Source organism: Paenibacillus hemerocallicola, assembly GCF_006265175.1.
Classification (GTDB): Bacteria; Bacillota; Bacilli; order Paenibacillales; family NBRC-103111; genus Paenibacillus_AB; species Paenibacillus_AB hemerocallicola.
Genome location: NZ_VDCQ01000013.1, coordinates 14461 through 35762 on the forward strand (window position 1 = coordinate 14461; position 21302 = coordinate 35762).

Consider the following 21302-nt stretch of genomic DNA (forward strand, 5'->3'; position numbering starts at 1 on the left):
AAGAAGAGGGAGTGAATGTGATGGGTTATCGATTTACGTTAATCCGAGCAATCGGGTTAAAGCTGCTGATCGTTTGTTTGGTAGCGCTGAGCGTATGGCCTCCGTCTCCGGCGTCGGCCGAAGAAGCTCCGGTCCTCGCCGCGCCGACCAATCTGGCCGTCGTTGCCAAGTCGGACCGGGCGATCAGCTTGTCGTGGACGGCTTCGACAAGCAACTATATTAACGAATATGAAATTCGGGAAGGGTCCCGGACCGTGGCGGTTGTTTCCCGGCCGACCGTGCAGAATGCGCTGCCGACCGTTTACGCCTTCACCGGTCTCGAGCCTTCTACGGCTTATTCTTTCACGGTCATCGCCAAAGACGGCTACGGGAACGCTTCGCCCCCCAGCGCGCCGCTCGCCGTAACTACGGTGCCGGGAAGCTCTCCGGTCAATATGGCGCTTGGACACCGGGTTGTTGCGACGTATCAGGACGGAGACCGGCCGGCCTGGAAGGTGACGGACGGCACGGTCAATACGGTGTCGGGCGTCCGCAACATTTGGCATTCTGCGAACGCGAACCAGCCGCATTGGATTATGGTCGATCTGGAACGCCCGCGTTATGCGGGGAAATTCGTGCTGAAGCATATGGGCATTACGGGGGCTTCCACGGATAACAATACCCGCGATTACATCGTTCAAGGCAGCAACACGGCGATCCAGTGGAGCGATCTCGTCACGGTGACCGGTAATACGTATAACGTGACGGAGCATCCCGTTTCTCCGGGCGAGGCGTACCGCTTCTACCGCGTATACATAACAAATCCGGGCCTCGCCGATTTCCGGGCGAGACTGTCCGAGTTTGAAATTTACTCTGATCCTACGCGGCAGGACCCGGCGTACACGGTTCCGGAGGAAATCAACGTATCCGCCGATCTCGTTTCTCTCGGGTTGTACGGCTCCAATCTCGCTCCGAATCAGCCTGCGGTCGACGCCCGACCTTATGTCGAGGCGGCTGTCAACTATGCCAATCTGGTCGGATTGAAGCGCATCGTCTTTGATCCGGGCAGCTATTATTTTCTGTCCAAAGCGGCCTCTGACCGTCACCTTGACATTGTGGGCGCCAAAGATTTGACCGTCGATTTCGGCGGCTCCGACCTGTATTTTCAATACAGTCATTTGATTGCGATCCAACTGACGGATTGCGTTCGGACCGAACTGAGGAACGCGAAGATCGATTACTTGAATTTGCCGTCCACGCAAGTTCAGGTGAATAATGTGAATGCCTCGGGGAGAACGATCGGCTACACCGCCCTGCCGGGCTGGTCTTCGCCTGCTTCCTTCAATACGCCACGTAGTCCATACGGCGATTCGGGTGCCATTCGCATGTTTGTGTTCCGCAACGGCGAACGGGTGCAGGAGGTTGGACGGCTGCAGGCGACGAGAACAACGACCGGAACAACGATAACGGTTGTGGACGACAACAAGCCGTGGACGCGGGAAGCGAATCTGGCCGCAATTCAGCCGGGAGACACGATCGTGTACACCGACCGCAGCGGCGGCCATACGATCAAGGTCGTCGGCGGCGAAGGGACGACGCTGCGCCATATCGAGGTTTATGCCGCTCCGGTGTTTGCAATTTTGTTCCACAAGCAGCGCAATTCAGTTGTGGACGATGTGTATGTCAGGCCGCGCCCGGGGACGGAAAGGCTGATGAGCTCGAATGCCGACGGCATTCATATGGGCGGCGCGCTGGACAACAATGCAGTCCGCAACAGCTATGTCCGGGGCACGGGCGACGACGGAATCGCCTTTAACTCGACATGGCTCGCCACTGTTACCGGGCAGACGTATACCCGTACCTTGACCGTGCAGCGATACTTGAACGAGCGCTTCGCCGACGGACAACCCGTAGCGTTCATGGACGGAGCGACGGGCGATCTGCTCGGCAACGCGGTCGTCGTTCAGCAGAACCCGGCCTACAATCAGCAGACGTCCGCCGCAGGCGAAAGCGTTACGCTCACGTTCGACCGCGATTTGCCTGTCGTTCCTGCAGGCTCGGGCATGTACTCGTCGGCCCCCGTTCAGAGAGGCTCGGGAGCTTTGGTGAAAAATAACGTCGTCGAGGAGACGAATTTGGCCAGAGGCATTTTATTCGCGGGGATTGTAAACGGAACGATCGAAGGCAATACCGTCCGCCGGACGAATATGTCCGGCATCAATGTGAACCAGGAATATTTATTGTCGACGTTTAAGGCTGCTCCGGCAAGCCAGATCACGATCAAGGACAATACGATCGAGCGATCGTTCCTGTGGGGAGTGCCGGGTACGGAATTGGTCAATGGGGGGGCGGCGCTGCTGGTTAACTCGTATACGCCGAACGGCTGGTCTCCCGGCATGCCTCATCGCGATATCCGGGTAACGGGCAATACGGTCAACGAGTCGGGAAGAACCGGAATTCGCATGGAGAACGTGCTGGGCGGAGAGGTAACGGGCAATTCGATCGACCGCTATGCGCTGTTGACCGAGCAAGTATTCGGCATTCGGGGCACTGCCGGCGATATCGAGCGTATGCAGAGTGAAATTCGCCAGCCGATCGTCGTGCGGACCAGCGGTGGTATTACGGTCAGCAGCAATACGTACGCCCCCGCCGTGACGCATACCGAGCTTACTTTCACCCCGGCGGAGCCTGACGGCGCGACCGGCCAATACACGGTGCCGGTTACGATTTCCTTCACGGCTGCGGAGCCGCTGCCTAACGTCGTCCGTTTTGAGTATAGCCTAGACGGGGGCGGCACATGGCTGACGTACGGGGAACCGCTGACGTTCGAGCAAAGCGGGACGTACGCGCTGAGCTACCGCGCCGTCAATTCCGCAGGCCATACGGAAACGCCGCGAACGGCAAACTTCTCGCTTCAGCTGACGCCTTGATCCGTTCACTTTTTGCAAAAGTTCGCTACTCTTCGAATTGTTCCGTTTCCTCCCGGGGATGCCGAGCGGCATAATTGGGCTGCAGCCGGGAGCGACTGCGGGGAAAAGGAATGCCTGGAACGGCAATGGAGGGAGAATGTCAATGTCGAAACAAACAACATCACAAGCGAAAGACCCGTCTGCGCTTATCGAAGCGCGGTCGGTGTATACCGGCAGCGATCCGTATTATTTGGTATGCGAGCCGTTTCTGCGAAAGGCGCCTAACGGCGATCTGTTCGTCCTGTATCAATCGGGCGGGCATACCGAGCCGGCGAACAACAATGTACTGTTTATCACTCGTTCCGCCGATAAAGGGATCAGCTGGAGCGATCCGGTGCAGGTGTTCTCGACACCGGGGAAAGGGACGTGGAGCTCGGAGGTGTTCGTCGATCCGGACAAAATTACGGCGTTTGTTTACGAGGTGGAGCAAGATAACCACTTCGCTACACTGAGAGCGTTCCGCTCCTACAGTTACGACAACGGCTATACGTGGACGGACCGCGAGCCTTTCTCCGGTTTCCACGAATGCTGCAATATGCGGCAGCGTATCGTTCGCTCGGACGGCGCATGGGTTATCCCGTTTTGCTACACGGAGCGCTTGCAAGAACCGAGCGTCCGTACCTTGCCTCGGTACGAAGCGAATACGGCTGCTTGGCGAGCTTTTTACGAGAATCACCTGTACCGCAGCGGCGTGCTGATCAGTAGCGACGGCGGACGGACGTTTAGCCGTCATCATGTGCCCGGATCGCGCAGCGAACAATTTCTATGGGAGCCGAACGTCATTGAGCTGTCCGACGGCAGTTTGGCCATGCTGATGCGCAACGAATACAACGGCTGGCTGTGGAAGTCGCTTTCCCGCGACGGCGGACTGACGTGGAGCGAAGCCGAGCGGACGGACATTCCGGATGCGGCGGTCAAGATGCGCCTGCTGAAGCTTCAGGACGGGCGGATCGTGCTCTTGTGCCATCCGCACCCTAATCTTGCCGCCAATCCGGACTGGCTGAAGGAGAGCTCCAGAAGGTACCGCTATCCGTTCGAGATGTGGGTGTCGGCCGACGATATGCGAACGTGGCGCAGCAGGACGAATTTGCAGCACATCGCGCCGCCCAGGCGCGAGCTCGATATGTGGCATTATCCTGACGGGTATGTCGACGAGGAGGATCGGGCGATCCATATCGCCGTCGACCTGAACCGCAATGAGCTTGTCGTCATCCGCATTCCGTTCGAAGCGCTCGAGTGAAACTCGATCGGGCATGCTTAAGAAGGCCGGCGCTGCAACGAGCGCCGGTCTGTTTGAATACCCGGAAGCAGCAACAGGGAGAGAGTGGCGTGCGCTGGAAAAATTATTGTTGCTGTTCAGTAAGCGGCTGGCGAGCCGCGACGCTTCGTTTGACCGTATCCGTTTGTTCCGTAATTTTCGCATCGTTCCGTTTCCTCTTGCTCTCAGGTATGCCATAATGAGGATGGATAGATAAGGGGGGATCGTCTTGAAGCTGGCCGCCGTGTTGGCCGCGTTGTTAGGGTTGACGGGAATACTGCTTGCCGGCTGCCTCGGGTCTGTCCCTGAGTCCCGGAACGAGGAGAAGCCGGATGACGGACGCGTGACTATTACGTGGCTGGGCAAAAACTTGCTGCCGGGAACGTCGATGGGACCGGGCACGCCTGCGCAGAAGCTGCTGGAAGGCCGCTTCGGCGTCAAGATCGAGCCGCTTCTGATCGAAAGCCCGGGTTGGAAGGACCGGATTACGGCGATGTTCGCTTCGGGCCAAATTCCCGACATTATTTGGGTGAACAATATTCAGGAGCTGGCAGCTTACGCCAACCAGGGAATACTGGCGGAAGTTCCTCAGGAGATGCTGCGGCAGTTCGCTCCTAATTATTATAGCGATGTGATGAGCATCGATCCGAAGGTTATGTACTTGTCACAATATAAAGGCGTCAATTACGCCATGGTTCGGATCGACCCGATCGCGACGTCCAAGCGGATGTCGGGCGTGCGGCAAAGCTGGTATGACCGCGTCGGCATGACCGCGGAGCCGGAGACAATCGAAGATTACGAAAGTATGTTTATCCGGTTTCGCGATAACGATCCGGACGGCAACGGGAAGAAGGACACGTATGCGTTCAGTCTCGCTTGGAGAGAAGGCAGCGGCAATTTCGGCGGGGCCGCCAACGATCTGACGAGTCAATTTTTTTACGCGTACGGCACGATGCCCAGCATGCGCTTTATTAAAAATGGCAAAGTGGTGGACGGGTCCGTTCAGCCGGAGTTGAAGGACGGCTTGAGGCTGCTGAGGCGCTGGTACGACATGGGGCTGATCGATCCCGAATTTCTGGTGGACGATTCGGGCGACCTGCAGAGCAAGTTTATTGACGGACGAATCGGCTTCTACGGCAGGACGATCTGGTGGCTGAATCCGAACGGCATCACGACCAACGCGCTGAAGGCGAAAATGCCGTCGGACGGGGTGAAACTGCTGAAGCCCCCGGCCGGTCCGGGCGGCTTGCGGGGCATCGTTCAGGACAATCCGGCAGGCTCGGGAATGATCGCCTTCGGCAAGCAACTGCAGCAAGATTCGCGCAAGCTGCAAACGATTCTGAGCATGCTTGACGCGGCGGGGAGCGATCCGGGCTTGACGTATCAGCTTGGCCGCGTCGGCGTGGAGGGCATACATTGGAATTACGATACGGCGGGTGCGCTTCGGCCGATTCTGCCTTACGATAAGCCGGAAAACCTCGCCAAAGAAGGGAAGACCGAGTTTTTTGCGCCTTATTTAAGCAGAGCCTACCAGTTTGCGGTGCTGCCAAAAGGAGTGAATAAGCTGCTAGCCGAATTCGGCGTCGGGCCGTTCGACCCGATCTACAAATACCCGCTGCCGAGCAGCATACAGCTTCAGAGCAAGGTATGGGATACCGTGGACGAATGGATTGCGTATTTTATTATTGGCAAGAAGGACATCGACCGAGACTGGGACGCTTACGTAGCCGCATGGCGCGCCGCCGGGGGCGACGTGCTGGAGAAGGAAGCGGACGAAGTGTATCAATCGATGTTCAGCAAATAGTTGGCATATAAGGATGTTTGCCAGACGCCGGGGGAGCCCGGCGTCTTTTCAATGTCTCAAATAGTTTGTGTGCGGATGAGATCCTGATGACAAACAGAGCGTAGTGAAACGTTGGCTGTCGAAGCGAGCATTGCTAGCAGCGATTTGAGGAATGATCCGTTTGCGCGTCGGCCCCCTTACTCACCGGTCATGTAAATTGCGTTCCGTTTCGGATAGTTCGCGCGCTCCTTCCCGACTTTTCCTTATATTCGCAATCGTTCCGTATACGCCTTGCCCGGTTGGCGCGATAATGGGGACGTCCATCGGACTTTTCGTGCAACAGCATACAAAGGGAGGAGCAACGCAATGTCTAAACCGATTCATGCCAGTTTGCTAACAGCGGAGGGGGAGGTGTTTCGTCCGGAGCTTTACGATCCTGCCATCACGTTCGCCGACATTTATTTCCCTCATCCGGCCGTTCGGCCGCTGCTGAAGTACAACCACGACGTCGATATCGTCAAATTTCGGGACCGCTTCTACGCATGCTGGAATGCGAACGAGACCGGAGCTGAGCACGTACCCGGTCAGTTCAATTTTTTAAGCTATAGCGACGACTTCGTTCATTGGAGCAAGCCGATCCGTCTGTTCACCGCAGATTCGGGCAGCGAGAATCCTATCGAAGACGACAATCAATGGCAGCCGAGCTTCATTAATTACAATGATGAGGTGCTGTATTGCGCCTGGTGTACATTCAACGGGGAGAAAACGTTCGTCTCCTCCTCGACGGACGGCATTCATTGGGTGAACCGCGAGGTGCCGTCGGCCCCATCATCGCTGAAGGGCCAAGTTGTCGGATTCCCGACGACCCACGGGCTTCTAACGCGCGACAACGTTATGCTATTTCCGTGCAGCCTTCCGTATACGGGCTCATTTATCGTAGGCGATACCCGTTATGCGGCGGTGCTGCGCAGTGAGGACGGGGGAGCGTCCTGGCAGTGGAGCGAACCAATCGAAGGGATTCGATGGGAGCAGATCGGAGAGGATCCGGGCGATTACGGGACTGAGACGATTATCATGTGGGAGCCCGTCCTGTTCGAGCAGGCTGACGGACGAATCGGACTGCTCGTCCGTAATTCGACCTCGCAGGATAACCCGGACCTTATAGCCCGGCCCGAGCTCGACAAGCCGCACTACATGCTGCTGTACGCGTACAGCGACGACCTCGGCATGACATGGAGCCCGGCCCGACCAATCGAGGTCGACTCGATTATATCCCGGCCTTACGCGGCGTCCGGCATCGGCACGCAAGACAGTCTGCTTATGGCGATGAACGATATGTGGGTGAATACGCCCAAGCGGATGGGCTTCGACAGGTATCAGTTATCGCTTTATTTCGCGCCGATTTGCAACCCAGATCTGCTGCTGCCCGGTCCGCTTGTTCAGCCGGAGGGGGGCAGGGCGTATTATCCAAACGGCTTCGTCGATGGGAACAAGCTGTATGTGGCATATACGTTCGCAGGCATTCATTCCGCGACGGTCGAGCCTCTGCCGGACTTCGGTAAGCCGTTTCTGCTGCCTCGCGAGAGTAGACGAGGCTTGCGGATCGAGGGGCATACGGCGACACTCGGACAGAAGCATTCGGGCCTAGGTCTCGTGCTGACCGAGGAATTGACGGTGAAACCCCGATTGAGGCTCGCTTTCGAGCTCAGCCTGCACCGGTATAACGGCACGGAGTTCACACTGCTGACATTGGGCGGGAAAACGCACAGCGGATGCACGCTCAGCGCGCTGTACAGCGAGGAGTGCAAATCGGACGTCATCCGGGTCAGGCTAACCGACGGGCGCAGCTTCGCGCTAGGAGAAGTTCCGCTGCGGACGTGGTTGCGTTTCGTTGTCGAATTTGAGCCGGGCGGTTTTACAGTCCGCCTCAATGACGGTGCCCCAGTAAGCATACATGGCGCCCTGCTGCGCAAAATTTTTTTCGGCGGCTTGTATACGGCTCCGGAATGGCCGGTCGGCATGTCCGAGCCGAGCGATATTCGGCTGCGGCTGGATTCGATCGCGCTGCAATAGTACGGCTGCGGCTTGCGCTCCATGCTGTTCAATTTATTCGAAGGGTGGAATAGGCGATGCGCAAAATATTAACGACATCGGTTCTAAGCGCGGCGCTGCTGGCGTTGGCAGGCTGTGGAGGAGAGGCGCCGGGAGCCGGAGCCGGCGAAACGAAATCGACGGGCGTCGATTTAAGCAAGCCTGCGGAGCTTGTGTTTTTCTCAAAAAGCCGCAATTCGGAGGCGGCGTTTAACGAACGTTTCGGCAATGCCATACGGGAGAAGTTTCCACAGTATACGATTAAATATATCGTTGATGAGAACGGCCAGAAAATGGAGCAGCTTCTGATCGCGGGCGATAAGTTCGATATTTATTGGGATTCTGTCGGCTTGTTTATGGATACTTTGACGAACGCCAACCTGCAATACGATCTGCGAGAACTGATCAAAAAAAATAACGTCGATCTGAACCGGATCGAGCCTGTTATGCTCGACGGGACCAAGCAGCCTGGCGGCGAAATTTATGCGCTGCCGGTCATCAACAAAAACCTCGTGCTGTTTTACAATAAGGATATTTTCGACAAGTTCGGCATGGCGTATCCGAAAGACGGGATGAACTGGGAAGAGACGCTGGAGCTGGCGCGCAAGCTGACCCGGACGGAGGACGGCGTTCGTTATATCGGACTGGGCGTGTCACAGCAGCATCAGTTTATGCGGCTGAATCAACTGTCCGTACCGATCATCGACCCCGTCAAGCAGCAGGCCAATACCGACAATCCGAAGATTAAGACGCTGTACAATTCACTGATTGCGCCGATTATTAGCCAGCCGGGCTTCAAGGAGATCGTAAACGAGAAAAATACGTTGTTCGGCTCGGTGGCCAGCAATACGTTTTATACGCAAAAAAATATGGCGATGCTTGTCTACGTGTCGGACTTCCCATTCGAGCAAAAGGGCATGGCCGGGGTGAACTGGGACATGGTGTCGCTGCCCGAGATGAAGGAAGCCCCGGGTCTCGGATCGCAGGCGTATCCGATCTATTTCACCGTTACTTCGACGAGCAAGAACAAGGAGCAAGCTATGGAGGTGCTGAAGTATTTGACCTCCGACGACTATCAGCTGTCCATTTCCAAGCGTGGGATGCTGACCGTGCTGAAGGACGGCGAGATTAAGAAAGCGTTCGCCCAGGAAGCGTCTATCAAAGATAAAAATTTTCAAGCCGTCTACCTTCGGCCGCACGCGCCAAGCGCTCCGAAATCGAAGTACGATCCGAAAGCCGAGCTGATCTACGACAAGTACATGACCGAGCTGGCCAAAGGAGCGATGGACGTCAATACCGCCTTGCGCATCACGGGCGAAGAGGTCAACAAAATGATCGAAGCAGAACGCGCTTCGGGCAAATAGTTCGGACGGCCGCCGTCATGGCGGCTGTTTGTTTTGGGACGGCCGTCTCTGCTTGGCCGAATGTCGAGAAAATGGGGGAGACTGGGCCAAATAGGCCGGACGATTGAAGTAGTCGACCGGGAACAGGTGGGAGCCTCCCTCCGTGCCGGACGCCACGATTTTCGGTGTGAAAATTTGGGTAAAGCCGCGTGCGGACAAGTAATCGCGAAAGCGCCGGCCAAGGCGGCTCGAATCCGGAAGTCGCGTGCACGTGCGGGTGTCTGAGCGACAGCACACGGTGGTCCAGCATCGTGTCGAGTCGCGCGCCGATCGTTTTTTTGTTGATCTCGAAAGGCAGCGGTGCGGCGGCACTTATGCAATCGACTGTGGTATCCCGGATTTCGACACCGCCAGGTGCTTTCGGCGCTTCGAAGGCAATTCCGGTGATGGACACGACCGATTCGAGGGTAAGCTGCATATCGGCCAATTCCCCTTAGAGGACGCATTGCACGATCCCGCTCGCGCGCACATTAACGAAAGCGAGCCGGCCCAAGTTCCGGATGCCATGTACCCAGCCTTGTACGGTTACGGTCGCACCATATGTTCGGAGATCCGGGAGCAGAGCACACGGATCCGGTGAACGAATGAGTCGGCATGAAAAACACTCCCTGATTTTCAATTTGATGTTGCGAAAAGCGAAGTTGTTATTATCGTCGCCATCGTCCATGTACATCACCTCCTAGTACCCAAAACGTGAAGCTGAAGCGTAATCCTGCCGGCAAGAAAACACAAAGACCCCGTCCCCGAAGGGGACGAGGTCCAACCTGCTCGCGGTACCACCCTGATTATCGCGCCTATCGCGCGATCGCTCGAACCTCATAACGCGGGGTGCGCGTCCGATCCTACTGGAATCGCGAAACGATCCGTTCAGGTCGAACTCGCCGGTGTCTTTCTACCGATCGCAGCTCCCGGCGAAGGGACGGCTCTCTGTGCGCTGCGCGGTCCGGGTTACTTCTCCGGTTCAACGTTTTGGTTGTTTGAATCAAAACATTCATTTTGGGTCCGATTGTCAATGTTTTATGCATCCGATAGTTACGCCTTGGCGATCAAATATTGTTCCCAAGCTTCGATTACGCTGCCGCCAGTCAGTATAATCCGGTCTTCGTCCACGAAGCTGCCGTATATCCGCGTTTTCAGCTTATCCAGAAGAGCGCCGGGCTTGAACTTCATATCCAGCTCGATCGGGCCGCTCATCAAAAAAGGAGTAAGACGCGGCGCCGTTTCAACGCATAACGCGGCAGCCGCCTTCAATCTTTTCCTCGTAAGAGAAGGTGGATAGCATAAGGCTGACATATCGCCAAGCGATTCCTTGACGACGACGGTAAGCGTACCGGGAAGCAGCTCGTTCGTCTCTCTCGCACCTTCGGAATCGGCCGTCACCATCACTAGGGGCACGCCGGCTTCGCCCGCGATCAGAGCCTCGAGGCCAATTTCCCCTACGACGAGACCGTTGACCGACATACATACTATATCGTGCTCGTAATTGTGGGCGAGCAGTCCGCCCGGAGTTCCCGCTTTGGAGTGAAGGCCGAGCAGGATGACACCGTCGAACGTATCATTCACAAAGGACATATTGTCCGGCGTATAGTTCGGTTTGCCGCATATGACCGATACCCGGGGATCGAGTTCGTCCAATTCGACGTTTGTCCCCCAAAAATGAATATCGTAAAGCACTACCCGATCTTCGGGCGCAAGCAGCAGTCCTTCGAGAACGGAGGCGAGATCGTGCTTCAGCATGCGCAGTCCGGAATGGTAATCGGCTGCTCCCGGCACGACCTGGTTCATATTGACGACACCGGTGACTCCCTCCATATCGACGCGAATCATCCATTTCATACCGATTTTCCCCTTTTCAGCGCAACCTGCCGCCACGCTTCCTCCAATTTGTCTATAAACAAAGCAACGCTTGCCGACTCCGAACGATTCGGATACGGCCTCATTTCGAACGTGACGGTAGGACGTTTCCCTTCGCCCAAATATCCGACCTCGAACAATCCGCAGAGAAACTGAACGAGCTCCGGCACATCGTTTTCTCCGCCCGGATAGCCCCACGGCGGATGCATATCGCCATACAGCGGGTCGGACGGATTATTCATAACGCAACTGCCCAGGTGGACATGACGGATATACGGAGCGGAATGCCGAATCGCAAAATCGAACGTTTCCTCCATTAAAGGAACATGCCCCATATCGATCAATAGTCCGACGTTGCCGACTCCCAGCTTACGAACCAGTTCGACAATTGCAGCCGCTTCGGGGGTCGAGCCGATCAGCAGCCTTTTACCGATCGACCTGTCGAACGGCTCAATGATTAGTTCCAGCTCCGGCCCGGCATATCGGCACAGCTCGGCTACATAATCGGCGAACAAGATCGACTGCTTGGCGCGGTCGTCCTCACCCGGATCGGAGCCGCTTGCAACGACCGCCATACGCGCGCCGAGAAGCTTCGCCCGGTCCATGTGCAGCTTTGCCTCAGACAGCGTCGCTTGGCGAACGGCTTCGTCGAAGCTGTGCGGATTAAAACCAGGTCCGGTCATAAGCGGACAGTTGTACACCGCTTGTTTGCCACTTTGAGCGACTAACCCGGCAGCCTGATCGAGGTACGATTCATCGAGTATGAACAGATCGACAACTTCAAACGCATCCATGGCCAAAACTTGCGGAAGCGTGCGAATATGCGTCTCGGCGGACTCGAACGATCGGGGGAAAAGGAGATGGTGGTTAATGCCTAACCGCATATACGTTTGCCAGCCTCGCGTCATCTCAGTCCACCTCGCTGTCGCAAGCAGGCGCCGGCCCGGCCCGGTAATTACCTACCGCTTCGGTAGTGCGCAAGCAGCGATCGACCTGATGAATGCGGGCAATCGTTTTCTGCGTTTCCATAATGAAGAATCGTCCGTCCGCCGTCTCCAAAAAACCGGGATAACGCGTATTCGGATTGTCGTCGTACAGCACGATTTCCGGCTTTGACCAGTGAATGAAACCATCCTTCTTGATTCCTCCGGCAAACCAGGCCGGATTGCGGTCGGCGTAAGCGCTGCTCGGGCTGTTGCGGTTATTTTTGCCGTGATTATGATACCAGAGCAAGTAGTTTCCATTGCTGAGCTTGCGAACGAAATTAGCGACCCGGGGATGTTTGATCTTGCGTCCTCCCGGTGTATAGACGGCATGGGCCGGAGCCGTCCACGTATGGCCGTCGTCCCGGCTGTAAGCGTAGCAACACTCTTTCGACCATGTATACCCCAAGTCATCGGAATACTTGAACGCGATATCGCCGAGTGTGTCCACGCGCTTGCGTGCGTACAAGGTGCTTCCGAGTACTTCCCGCATGTTTTTTCCATTGTAGGTGTAGAAGACGTACACGCGGCCGCTCGGCGCAACGAACGGAGTGACCCAGGACGATTCCGGCGGACCGGGGGGTTCGATGTCGATCAAGCCCGACCATGTGCGTCCTTCATCCGTACTGATGGTAGCGACGATATGCTGGTCGGAATCTCCTTCCTTTCCACTGCCTGTCGTCAGGATGCATAACCAGTTTCCATTGCCTGCAACGATGGTGTAAGGCTGATCGCAATAGTGCTTCTTCGGCAATCCAATCCCGGTTGCGATGTTGCGCAGATCGCCTTTACTATGTAACGGTCTATTCATCTGGGTTCTCCTTCACAGTTTCGTTTTAGGATTCTTCATCATTATAAATCTATTATTTTTGCCCCGATTGTCATAAATTTGGGAGGTGATATAATTATTTTTGGGAAAACAAGGTGTGGGGTGAGACAGATTCAAGTTTCTTTCGAAACTGCCGAAGATTTAAGTGGTGCGGTTGATATGATCTTTAACGATTTTCCGGTGCTGCTGTATTACAACCTGGACTCGGTCGCTCCTTATCCGGGGTTTCAGAGTCATAACGGCGTAGAAATGTACTATATCGAGAACGGGACGGGAAGTTATTGGGTATCCGACCGGCCGTACCCGCTTCAGTCGGGATCGCTCATGATCATTCGCCCCTATACGCTGCATAAAGTCATTCAAACGGAAGTGGATCGCATCCTATGCCGCAACGTTCTGATGTGGAAGGAGGAGTTTTTGAGGACAAATTGGAACGGCTCCCTTGAATTTTGTTTGGACCTTATGCCCTCCGATTGCTGTCATGTCCAGTTCGATTCGGCTCAGCAGAAGAGAGTCAGTATGATCTATTCGACCATTCAGCAAGAGCTGCTGGACAAAAAAAACGGTTACGCAGACGTTCTGAACAGTCTAATCAAGCAGTTGCTCATTCTCGCTTACCGGGTGTACGAACAACAAGAGCAAGGAGCAGACAACGCGGTGCCCGGCTCCATCATTCCCGACGAAATCTCGTATCTCGTACAATATATAGGAGCCAATTTCCATCAGGAGCTTTCTTTGAAAAAACTGAGCGGTCTGATCCATATGAACCCGACGTATACTAGCAGCCTATTCCATAAATATACAGGGACGACCATCAACAAATTTATTTCGATCAAGCGGATTCATCACGCCAAAAAGCTGCTGCGGGAAACGAACCTGTCCGTTACTGATATTGCGTATCAGTGCGGTTTCAACAATCATTCGTATTTCATTAAAATGTTCAAAAGAATGGAGGCTGCCTCCCCTGCCATTTACCGGAGGGAGCATAACAAGCCTTGATCGACTTTCGCGTCAATACGACGGAAGAAGACAGCCTATGAAAGATTTTCACAGGCTGCCTTCTTTAACATAAGCGCTATTTCTTGATCGCTTCGATCCTTTCTCTTCCGCTTCTCTCAGCACGGTTTCCTGCACATTTTTATCTTTCAACACCTCGAGGTTTTCCCGAACGTCTCAAGGATCTTCGGATCTTTTAGGGCATAGGGTCTGCCGTTTTGAACCGCGATCATTTGCTGCTCCCTCTCCGTCAAGAAGCTGACTACCGAGACGACCAGATTGTGCACGTTCGTAGCTCTCGCGATGCCAGGCTTTGATATGATGAAGAACCCACGGCAAAACGATATAGTTAGAAAGGCTTGTGGAGCGCAAGGATGTGGAGAAAGAGCGCGAGCTGCTCGCGATCCGTTCGGAATACCAGACGAAACTGGAAAAGGAACGTGAAGAGGCGACTGCGAAGCTTCGAGAGCTATACTCAAGGATTGTTGCATTAGAAGGTCATGAAAGGTTAACTGCATACTTAATCGATACAGAATATATCCCGCCAGAACTTGAAGTCATTATTGGATTCTCGGAAGATTTTGTTGCCTGGGATTTATATGGAATATCAAGGGATGGGCAACAATTCTTACGGTTTACGTATGCTAAGTGATTGTGACGGAGACGAGAGCTGAATCATTCAACAAGACGAGGCTGCTGCGGATTGATCGATCGGTGGCCTCGCTTCGCTAACGGGCAGATTTGCGCAACATTGTTGTCTTCGAAGAAAATTCAGATTTCCACTTGAACCTTACGTAACGTAATGATTTATAGTGAACGTAAGAGCAGGACGAAACACGGGCCTACTGCCCAAAAATCGAACAACTAAATTCGAAATCGGAGGAGAAGCAAACATGAGAAAACTCGTATTGTTCATGCATGTGTCGCTGGACGGGTATGCGTCGGATTCGAACGGAGGACTAGATTGGATTCCGTACAACGAGGAATTAGAGAAATACGCCGAGGAGGTCGTAGCCGAAGTCGGCTCTCCCGTATACGGACGCACGACGTATCGGATGATGGAGAGCTACTGGCCCACGGTGCTGGACAATCCGAATGCGTCGAGGCACGGTATGGAGCATGCCAAATGGCTGCAGGATGTTAAGAAGATCGTCATTTCCGGCTCGATGGACATTGTGGAATGGAACAATACGATGCTGATCAAGGACAATATCGCAGAGGAAATCAAGGCGCTCAAAGAGCAGCCTGGCAAAAATCTCGTTATCTTCGGCAGTCCGGGGGCGGCGAGGACGTTGCTTGAGCTCGGCTTGATCGACGAATTCCTGCTGACGATTTGTCCGGTCATCTTGGGCGGCGGAAAATCGGCATTCCACGGCGACGGTGAGAAAATCAGGCTCAAGCTGCTGTCCAGCCGAACGCTCAAGTCGGGCATTATCGCGGCCCGCTATGAGTTGGAGAAATAGCCGTGCCGTACAAGGTGTTCCGCTAACGGAGAAGATAGTTCAGTTACGACATGACGGCAGACGGCACACGGTCGGCTGCCGTTGTTCGTTGAAGTAACGGGCAGAATAGTTATTTCATCGGGAGGTCTAGGTGGTTCTGTGTGTTACCGCTATTGGTTGGTTGAAGTATGGACGTCGTTACGCTGGTAGCAGCAGATTGGCTATTCTTAGGATTTGCCATACTTATGCTTGCCGCAATAATTCAAGTAAAGAAAGGACAGGCGAGCCTGTCCTTTCTTAATAGATATGAGGATAAACGAGTGATGAGTTTACGGTTCGATCAAGGTTACAGATCGACTCTCAAGGTGCCCAGCATCTTGGCGAACTTCGGATCGTGGTACGATAAGAAAAGAGTTTCTCGCGTATCGAGGGTGGAAATTTGTTTCATGTCGTTCTCTCTCAACTCAAAATCGAAAATGTCGAAGTTTTCGACCATCCGCTCTTTTCTCACCGATTTTGGAATTACAACGACTTCACGCTGAACAAGCCAGCGCAACACGACCTGGGCGACGGACTTGTTGTGTTTTTCTGCGATCGAGATCAGCACTTCGTTGCCGAACATGTTGTTGAGTCCTTCAGCGAACGGCGCCCACGACTGGTGCTGCACTCCCTGCTCTTTCATAAAAGCGGCGCTCTCGATCTGCTGGTAGAACGGGTGCGTTTCGACCTGGTTGACGGCGGGCACGATTTCGTTATGCACGATGAGGTCCATCAAACGGTCGGGCAGGAAGTTACTGACACCGATCGCCTTGATTTTGCCTTCGCGGTACAGGTCTTCCATCGCGCGCCAAGCGCCATAGTAATCGCCGAACGGCTGGTGAATAAGGTACAGATCAAGATAGTCGAGCTGTAGCTTATTCAGGGATTTGGCAAACGCCAGCTTGGCACTCTCGTAGCCGGCATCCTGAACCCAGAGCTTGGTCGTGATGAACAGCTCCTCACGCGGTACGCTGCTGCGCTTGATCGCGCGTCCGACCGCTTCCTCGTTGAGGTAACCGGCGGCGGTGTCGATCAGGCGGTAACCGGCCATCAGCGCTTCATATACCGCGTTCTCGCATTCTTCAGCATCGGGAATTTGGTAGACACCGAAGCCGATGATCGGCATTTTCACACCGTTGTTCAATGTTACAGTTTGCATTTTAATTCCTCCCATTGTTCAAATGTAAAACGGCAAACGGCCGCGAATCCCGGGAATCGGGCACCGCAGCGGGGATTCCGCTTACGGCCGATTTGCATTATAATAAGCTTATCGCCTTCGTGTAACACGAAGTCAAGCGGTCTTTATAATTTTTTCTAGGGAGGATTACACATGCATACGGTCAAAGAAGCCGCCCTGATAACGGGACTCACCGAGCACGCTGTACGCTTTTACACCGATAAAGGGTTGGTGCCAAGCGTACAGCGCAATGAGAATAATATCCGGCTGTTCGACGAAGAATCGATCAACTGGCTGCATGGCGTCAAATGCCTCAAGCAATCCGGGATGCCGATTGAGGTCATCAAAACGTACGTCGACCTCTGTCTCGAAGGGGAATCGACCATTCCGCAACGCAGCTTACTCATGATGGAGCATAAAGAAGCGGCACTCGTTAAGCTCGAAGAAGCCAAACGGCACGTTGCCCATTTGGTACAAAAAACCGCCCTATATCAGGCCATTCTGGAGCACCGTACACCAGATACGACCAATCCCGGCAACTGGGACAAAATCCAGCATATGCATTCTGACGTATTTTATTCGCCCTCTGTTTAAAAGGCATGAGAGATATTTGTGACTACATTAATCACCTTGAAGAAACACTTCGGTTTGAAACTCCTGATTGGCTTGGCATTGAACGAAATCCACATCAGTCTAGATTGAACTAACGGGTACGTTAGCGGAATACATTTAACGATAGCCTGCTTGAACGGCCAGTTCCTTAATCGAAAGTAGAAATATAGGGGGGGTTAAGTTGTCGTTAGAAAAACGAATAACTGGATTGTGGTCCTAAGATTACTTATATCCCCCGGGTGCTTTGGAGGATGTAGTAGTTGCTTTCATTCTTGGTGAGGATGGTTGGATATACTTTGATCATCCCTGCCAGAATATTGTTGAAAAATTCAAATGGGAGATCGATGATCACGGTTTACTGCAAATTAATAGAACAACGTCAACGGTGTTCTACGATGTGGAGGATGGCGATGAGTTAGCACAAGATAGTTATTTTGACGAACCTTCCAATATGGTAATCCCGGATATTAAGGTAGATATTAATAAAGAGTCTACTCCCCGAGGGGAAAATGAGGTTATTATATATTTCTAAGCCATTATGGGGCACGGATAATAAATTTGCCTTAGTACATAGAGATCATGATCGTCTTAAGCCACCATCATTTAGACGATTGCTCAATTGTGCACATAAACAATCCCCCGCCATCCGAAGCCAGGGGGGGGATTTATTAGTGGGGGAGGAACTGTACGTTACATTTTTAATCTATGCAGCAGTTAACACATTGGGATGGGCAGTGTGATAATAAAAATACCAGAGAATGATCCCTGATCCTTCTTTCTTGACTGTTGATGTGTATAAGCCTCCAATTACTAAACCAGCTACAAAAAGATCCCACAACTACACAAAACAATAACCAACAAGATAAAGAGGACCAAAATCACACCAGTAGAAGTAAATGCGCCACCTACACCGCTCATGCTTTCCCTCCTCCTCTGTAACATGCTCTACATACTATGGAGATGTTTTTGAATTTGATTAGACTATATCCTATTGATAAAAAATACCCCGCCAGCATTAGCCAGCGGGGGATACTCATTAATTACTGCTATACTCGTTCACTTCAAACAACTCGATCTTATCGAATACAATGTAATCCTTGCGTGTAATGAAGTTCGCCAAATTATAGTTCTTGCTGATCGTGTACACTTCCGGACCTGTGCCGGCTGCGCGACCGTTGTACCAAGCAATGAATGCACTGCAGCTCCAGAGAGATTAAATGACTCGGGAAAGCGGTCTCTTTGAAGGGATTACGCTCTGCGGCAGCCATTAGCTTTTGTGCACTTTCCTGCGACCAACGGGTAGGATTAACATGTCCTGCAAGGCTCTGAATGTTCGCCGTGACGTCTTTCTCGGACATGGCTAGCACCGCTTGAGACGTTGGATATAGAGCTAGAAAACGAAGGGACACTTTCGAATAAAGGTCACCAAACACGCCATGATACTCCGGGAAAACCTGATCCATCACTGCTTGAAACTGTAACTTTATTTGAACGTACATATCCGTAAGAGACTCATGTTGCCGTGTTAGATAACGCAAGTTCATCAGATACTGACCTCGTTTTTTGTAAGGCTCCAGGCCTTCTTTGTAGAACATTTCCCCCAGCTGGTATGCGTCAGCAGCATCCGTTTTCACCTTTCGTAAGTTGGCTTTTTTCGCTTGGTGTGAAAGTAACGGATTAATGACGATGTACAGATACTGATTCTCATCCATGAATTGAACAACAGAGCTATGATAATGACCCGTTGCTTCTAACACGACGGCCGGACGTTTCCCCGTAAAGGATTCTATGTCTTGAGCAAAACGGAGAAAGGACGCAAATCCCTCGACATTGTGCTTAAAAAGAAAAGTCTTTCCATAGGGCATTCCTCGATCTGCAAAAGCTTGTGCATGACTCTCACCTTTTGAAACATCCAAACCAATGACAGGGTTCATTTCATCACTCCCAATATGATTTCACCGGTAACCCCTAATCTTCTTTGTCGTCCACATTATCGCATGTGATTCGGGATCATCGTCCCAACCAGCCTAATCATGGTTTAACAAGTAGGGGGGATGAACGGTATAGCTCTCGGGATCCAGCTCCCACGGGCAGAATCGTTCGATCCCCGACTACCGCTATCTTACGACCCATATAAAAAAGAGGTCTACCAGAAAGATCTGGTGACCTCATAATACGAACGGGCAGGATAGCTCCAGTATTCAGGTCCTGGCGTGAGGTATTGCGAATTATTTCTAAAGTATAGACAAGGCTTAATTTATTGGTTATTGAATTATTAGTACGATCGTGCTAAATTTTTATCCATGAGTACTAAATCCTGCCTATTTATTCGGATTGAGGCTGTCCGTTTCATTGCATATAATGAAGGTACCACCCTTCGGGGAGATCGTTAAGGGAGGCCGCGATGAACGAGACCGCATTTGACGAACCATTATTTGCAAGCTTGAAGCCGGGCTTAACCTCGTTCTGTTACCGAATGCTAGGCTCCATGGACGATGCGGACGATGCCGTTCAGGAGACGAGTATTCGGGTCTGGCAGAGCTGGAGCACGTTCAGACAGGATTCCTCGTTCAAAACTTGGGTCTATCGGATTGCCTCCAACCTGTGCTTGGACAAGCTGAGACAATCCAAACGCCGCGCGCTTCCCGTTGACCTGTTCGATCCGGCCGTCGCCATCGTCGAGCCGCGCGACACGCTGCCGGACTCTGCCTGGATCTGGCCGTCTCCCGACTTTGGGGGCAATCCGGAGGATCGGCTCGTCCGCAGAGATACCCTTCAACTGTGCTTCATCGCTCTCCTGCAGACCTTGCCTCCGCGGCAGCGCGCGGTACTCATTTTGAAGGATGTATTTGAATGGTCCTCCAAGCAGATCGCGGAAACGTTGGCGATGTCGCCGGCAGCGGTGAACAGCGCCTTGCAAAGAGCCCGAGAGACGATGGACCGGGCGCAGCTTCGCTCGGATGAGCTCAGCAGCATGGACGTTCAACCGGAGCAGCAGCTGCTGTCCCGGTATGTGGAGGCCTTCGAGCAATTCGATATTGCTGCGCTCGTCGCGTTGTTCCACGAGGAAGGCTGCATGTCGATGCCGCCCTTCGAGATGTGGATCCGCGGCAAGGAAGATTTGTCCGCCTTCTATTCGCTTACTCGCTGGCATTGCGAAGGTTCGCGATTTGTGCCCATTACGGTGAATGGCGGTTATCCGGCGTTGGCCCAGTATATGCCGGGCAAAGAGGGCTCTGGCCTGGTACCCTGGGGCATCCACGTCATCGAAACCAAAGAAAATCAAATCCTGCACGTTCAAAACTTCATTCATACGCCATTATTTTCGCGATTTGGGCTGCCTGAGCGAATTGACCAATGAATTTCGTCATTGGCTTACGTCTATATCATTGAGAATAACCAAACGACGAATATCATGAGAGAGGTGTCTATTTAAAATGGAAACGAGTCAACCGACGAAAGTAACCGTGCAAGCCGTCATTCAAGCTCCTATCGAGAAGGTATGGCGCTATTGGACCGAGCCGGATCACATCACGAAGTGAAATCAAGCGTCCGAGGACTGGCATGCGCCGAGAGCCGAAAACGATCTGCGGGTCGGCAGCAAGTTTCTGACACGGATGGAAGCGAAGGATGGCAGCATGGGCTTTGATTTTGGCGGCGTCTACGATGTCGTGAATCGGCATGAGGCGATCGGCTACACCGTGGAAGACGGAAGAAGAGTGGATATTGCTTTCGTCGATCAAGGGAATGAGACGAAGGTCATTGAAACGTTCGACGCGGAAAGCTCCAATCCCGTCGAGTTCCAGCAAGCAGGCTGGCAAGCGATCATGGACAATTTCAAAGCCTATACCGAACAAAACTAATCATCGCGAAGAAGACGCCGGGCA

17 protein-coding genes and 2 pseudogenes are annotated in these 21302 nt (G+C 53.2%); 12 read left to right on the forward strand and 7 right to left on the reverse strand.

All coding sequences use genetic code 11. The annotated features are described in order from the left end of the window. Positions 1-20 precede the first annotated feature (20 nt). From FE784_RS11565 to FE784_RS11585, 5 genes are all read left to right on the forward strand, one after another. Positions 21-2909 (forward strand): galactose-binding domain-containing protein, encoded by a 2889-nt coding sequence (locus tag FE784_RS11565; RefSeq protein WP_176706126.1) that lies wholly within the window; start codon positions 21-23, stop codon positions 2907-2909. Positions 2910-3051: 142 nt separating this feature from the next. Continuing rightward, a complete protein-coding gene (locus FE784_RS11570) occupies positions 3052-4188 on the forward strand; it encodes a sialidase family protein (RefSeq protein ID WP_176706127.1) in 1137 nt (378 codons plus the stop codon). A 247-nt stretch (positions 4189-4435) separates the two neighbouring features. Then, the gene (locus tag FE784_RS11575; protein ID WP_139602367.1) at positions 4436-6010 is read left to right on the forward strand and encodes an extracellular solute-binding protein; all 1575 of its coding nucleotides are present in this window, start codon (positions 4436-4438) and stop codon (positions 6008-6010) included. 345 nt (positions 6011-6355) lie between these two features. Continuing rightward, positions 6356-8062, forward strand: a complete 1707-nt coding sequence (locus FE784_RS11580) for a sialidase family protein (RefSeq protein ID WP_139602368.1) — start codon at positions 6356-6358, stop codon at positions 8060-8062. Between the two features lie 56 nt (positions 8063-8118). Beyond that, entirely contained in the window at positions 8119-9444 is a 1326-nt protein-coding gene (locus tag FE784_RS11585) for an ABC transporter substrate-binding protein (RefSeq protein WP_139602369.1), read from the forward strand. Positions 9445-9459: 15 nt separating this feature from the next. Here FE784_RS11585 and FE784_RS41845 read toward each other — a convergent pair whose 3' ends face one another. The 4 genes from FE784_RS41845 to FE784_RS11605 form a co-directional block, all read right to left on the reverse strand. Further along, complete coding sequence (locus FE784_RS41845) at positions 9460-9795, reverse strand: amino acid--tRNA ligase-related protein (protein WP_342779095.1); 336 nt, start codon at positions 9793-9795, stop codon at positions 9460-9462. 720 nt (positions 9796-10515) lie between these two features. Continuing rightward, a complete protein-coding gene (locus FE784_RS11595; protein ID WP_139602370.1) occupies positions 10516-11319 on the reverse strand; it encodes a M55 family metallopeptidase in 804 nt (267 codons plus the stop codon). Continuing rightward, a complete protein-coding gene (locus tag FE784_RS11600) occupies positions 11316-12245 on the reverse strand; it encodes a sugar phosphate isomerase/epimerase family protein (protein WP_139602371.1) in 930 nt (309 codons plus the stop codon). Before FE784_RS11600 ends, FE784_RS11595 begins: the two co-directional genes overlap by 4 nt. Before the next feature lies 1 nt (position 12246). Next, the gene (locus FE784_RS11605) at positions 12247-13131 is read right to left on the reverse strand and encodes a sialidase family protein (protein ID WP_139602372.1); all 885 of its coding nucleotides are present in this window, start codon (positions 13129-13131) and stop codon (positions 12247-12249) included. Between the two features lie 177 nt (positions 13132-13308). Here FE784_RS11605 and FE784_RS11610 point away from each other — a divergent pair, with 177 nt between their 5' ends. The 3 genes from FE784_RS11610 to FE784_RS11620 all read left to right on the forward strand — a co-directional run bounded on the left by FE784_RS11610 (position 13309) and on the right by FE784_RS11620 (position 15608). Next, a complete protein-coding gene (locus tag FE784_RS11610; protein ID WP_139602373.1) occupies positions 13309-14148 on the forward strand; it encodes an AraC family transcriptional regulator in 840 nt (279 codons plus the stop codon). Positions 14149-14521: 373 nt separating this feature from the next. Then, positions 14522-14797, forward strand: a complete 276-nt coding sequence (locus tag FE784_RS11615; protein WP_139602374.1) for a hypothetical protein — start codon at positions 14522-14524, stop codon at positions 14795-14797. Between the two features lie 241 nt (positions 14798-15038). Continuing rightward, positions 15039-15608: a dihydrofolate reductase family protein gene (locus tag FE784_RS11620; protein ID WP_139602375.1), complete on the forward strand. Its 570-nt coding sequence runs from the start codon at positions 15039-15041 to the stop codon at positions 15606-15608. Positions 15609-15933: 325 nt separating this feature from the next. On the opposite strand, the gene FE784_RS11625 is transcribed toward FE784_RS11620, so the two are convergent. Continuing rightward, positions 15934-16785 carry an aldo/keto reductase gene (locus FE784_RS11625; RefSeq protein ID WP_139602376.1) on the reverse strand — a complete coding sequence of 284 codons (852 nt, stop codon included), beginning with the start codon at positions 16783-16785 and terminating at the stop codon, positions 15934-15936. Between the two features lie 171 nt (positions 16786-16956). Here FE784_RS11625 and FE784_RS11630 point away from each other — a divergent pair, with 171 nt between their 5' ends. Together FE784_RS11630 and FE784_RS11635 are read left to right on the forward strand one after the other, a co-directional pair. Beyond that, on the forward strand, positions 16957-17397 hold the full coding sequence (locus FE784_RS11630) for a MerR family transcriptional regulator (RefSeq protein WP_139602377.1): 441 nt from the start codon (positions 16957-16959) through the stop codon (positions 17395-17397). A gap of 262 nt (positions 17398-17659) precedes the next feature. Next, the gene (locus FE784_RS11635; protein WP_139602378.1) at positions 17660-17947 is read left to right on the forward strand and encodes a hypothetical protein; all 288 of its coding nucleotides are present in this window, start codon (positions 17660-17662) and stop codon (positions 17945-17947) included. 287 nt (positions 17948-18234) lie between these two features. Here the strand turns inward: FE784_RS11635 and FE784_RS42610 are convergent, their stop codons facing one another. Together FE784_RS42610 and FE784_RS11645 are read right to left on the reverse strand one after the other, a co-directional pair. After that, positions 18235-18333: a sporulation protein YjcZ gene (locus FE784_RS42610; RefSeq protein ID WP_139602379.1), complete on the reverse strand. Its 99-nt coding sequence runs from the start codon at positions 18331-18333 to the stop codon at positions 18235-18237. Between the two features lie 257 nt (positions 18334-18590). Continuing rightward, a pseudogene (locus FE784_RS11645) lies at positions 18591-19349 on the reverse strand (IS110 family transposase); the annotation flags it as partial. A gap of 470 nt (positions 19350-19819) precedes the next feature. Between FE784_RS11645 and FE784_RS11650 the strand changes: the two are divergent. Continuing rightward, a complete protein-coding gene (locus tag FE784_RS11650; RefSeq protein WP_054975466.1) occupies positions 19820-20776 on the forward strand; it encodes a sigma-70 family RNA polymerase sigma factor in 957 nt (318 codons plus the stop codon). A gap of 76 nt (positions 20777-20852) precedes the next feature. Continuing rightward, positions 20853-21278 (forward strand): annotated as a pseudogene (locus tag FE784_RS11655) (SRPBCC family protein). The last annotated feature ends 24 nt before the right edge of the window (positions 21279-21302 follow it).

Excerpts from the sequence above, each read along its gene's own strand:
- FE784_RS11565 (WP_176706126.1), top strand. The coding sequence starts at position 21 with ATGGGTTATCGATTTACGTTAATCCGAGCAATCGGGTTAAAGCTGCTG.
- FE784_RS11570 (WP_176706127.1), top strand. The coding sequence starts at position 3,052 with ATGTCGAAACAAACAACATCACAAGCGAAAGACCCGTCTGCGCTTATC.
- FE784_RS11580 (WP_139602368.1), top strand. The coding sequence starts at position 6,356 with ATGTCTAAACCGATTCATGCCAGTTTGCTAACAGCGGAGGGGGAGGTG.
- FE784_RS11585 (WP_139602369.1), top strand. The coding sequence starts at position 8,119 with ATGCGCAAAATATTAACGACATCGGTTCTAAGCGCGGCGCTGCTGGCG.
- FE784_RS11595 (WP_139602370.1), bottom strand. The coding sequence starts at position 11,319 with ATGAAATGGATGATTCGCGTCGATATGGAGGGAGTCACCGGTGTCGTC.
- FE784_RS11600 (WP_139602371.1), bottom strand. The coding sequence starts at position 12,245 with ATGACGCGAGGCTGGCAAACGTATATGCGGTTAGGCATTAACCACCAT.
- FE784_RS11605 (WP_139602372.1), bottom strand. The coding sequence starts at position 13,131 with ATGAATAGACCGTTACATAGTAAAGGCGATCTGCGCAACATCGCAACC.
- FE784_RS11610 (WP_139602373.1), top strand. The coding sequence starts at position 13,309 with ATGATCTTTAACGATTTTCCGGTGCTGCTGTATTACAACCTGGACTCG.
- FE784_RS11620 (WP_139602375.1), top strand. The coding sequence starts at position 15,039 with ATGAGAAAACTCGTATTGTTCATGCATGTGTCGCTGGACGGGTATGCG.
- FE784_RS11625 (WP_139602376.1), bottom strand. The coding sequence starts at position 16,785 with ATGCAAACTGTAACATTGAACAACGGTGTGAAAATGCCGATCATCGGC.
- FE784_RS11630 (WP_139602377.1), top strand. The coding sequence starts at position 16,957 with ATGCATACGGTCAAAGAAGCCGCCCTGATAACGGGACTCACCGAGCAC.
- FE784_RS42610 (WP_139602379.1), bottom strand. The coding sequence starts at position 18,333 with ATGAGCGGTGTAGGTGGCGCATTTACTTCTACTGGTGTGATTTTGGTC.
- FE784_RS11650 (WP_054975466.1), top strand. The coding sequence starts at position 19,820 with ATGAACGAGACCGCATTTGACGAACCATTATTTGCAAGCTTGAAGCCG.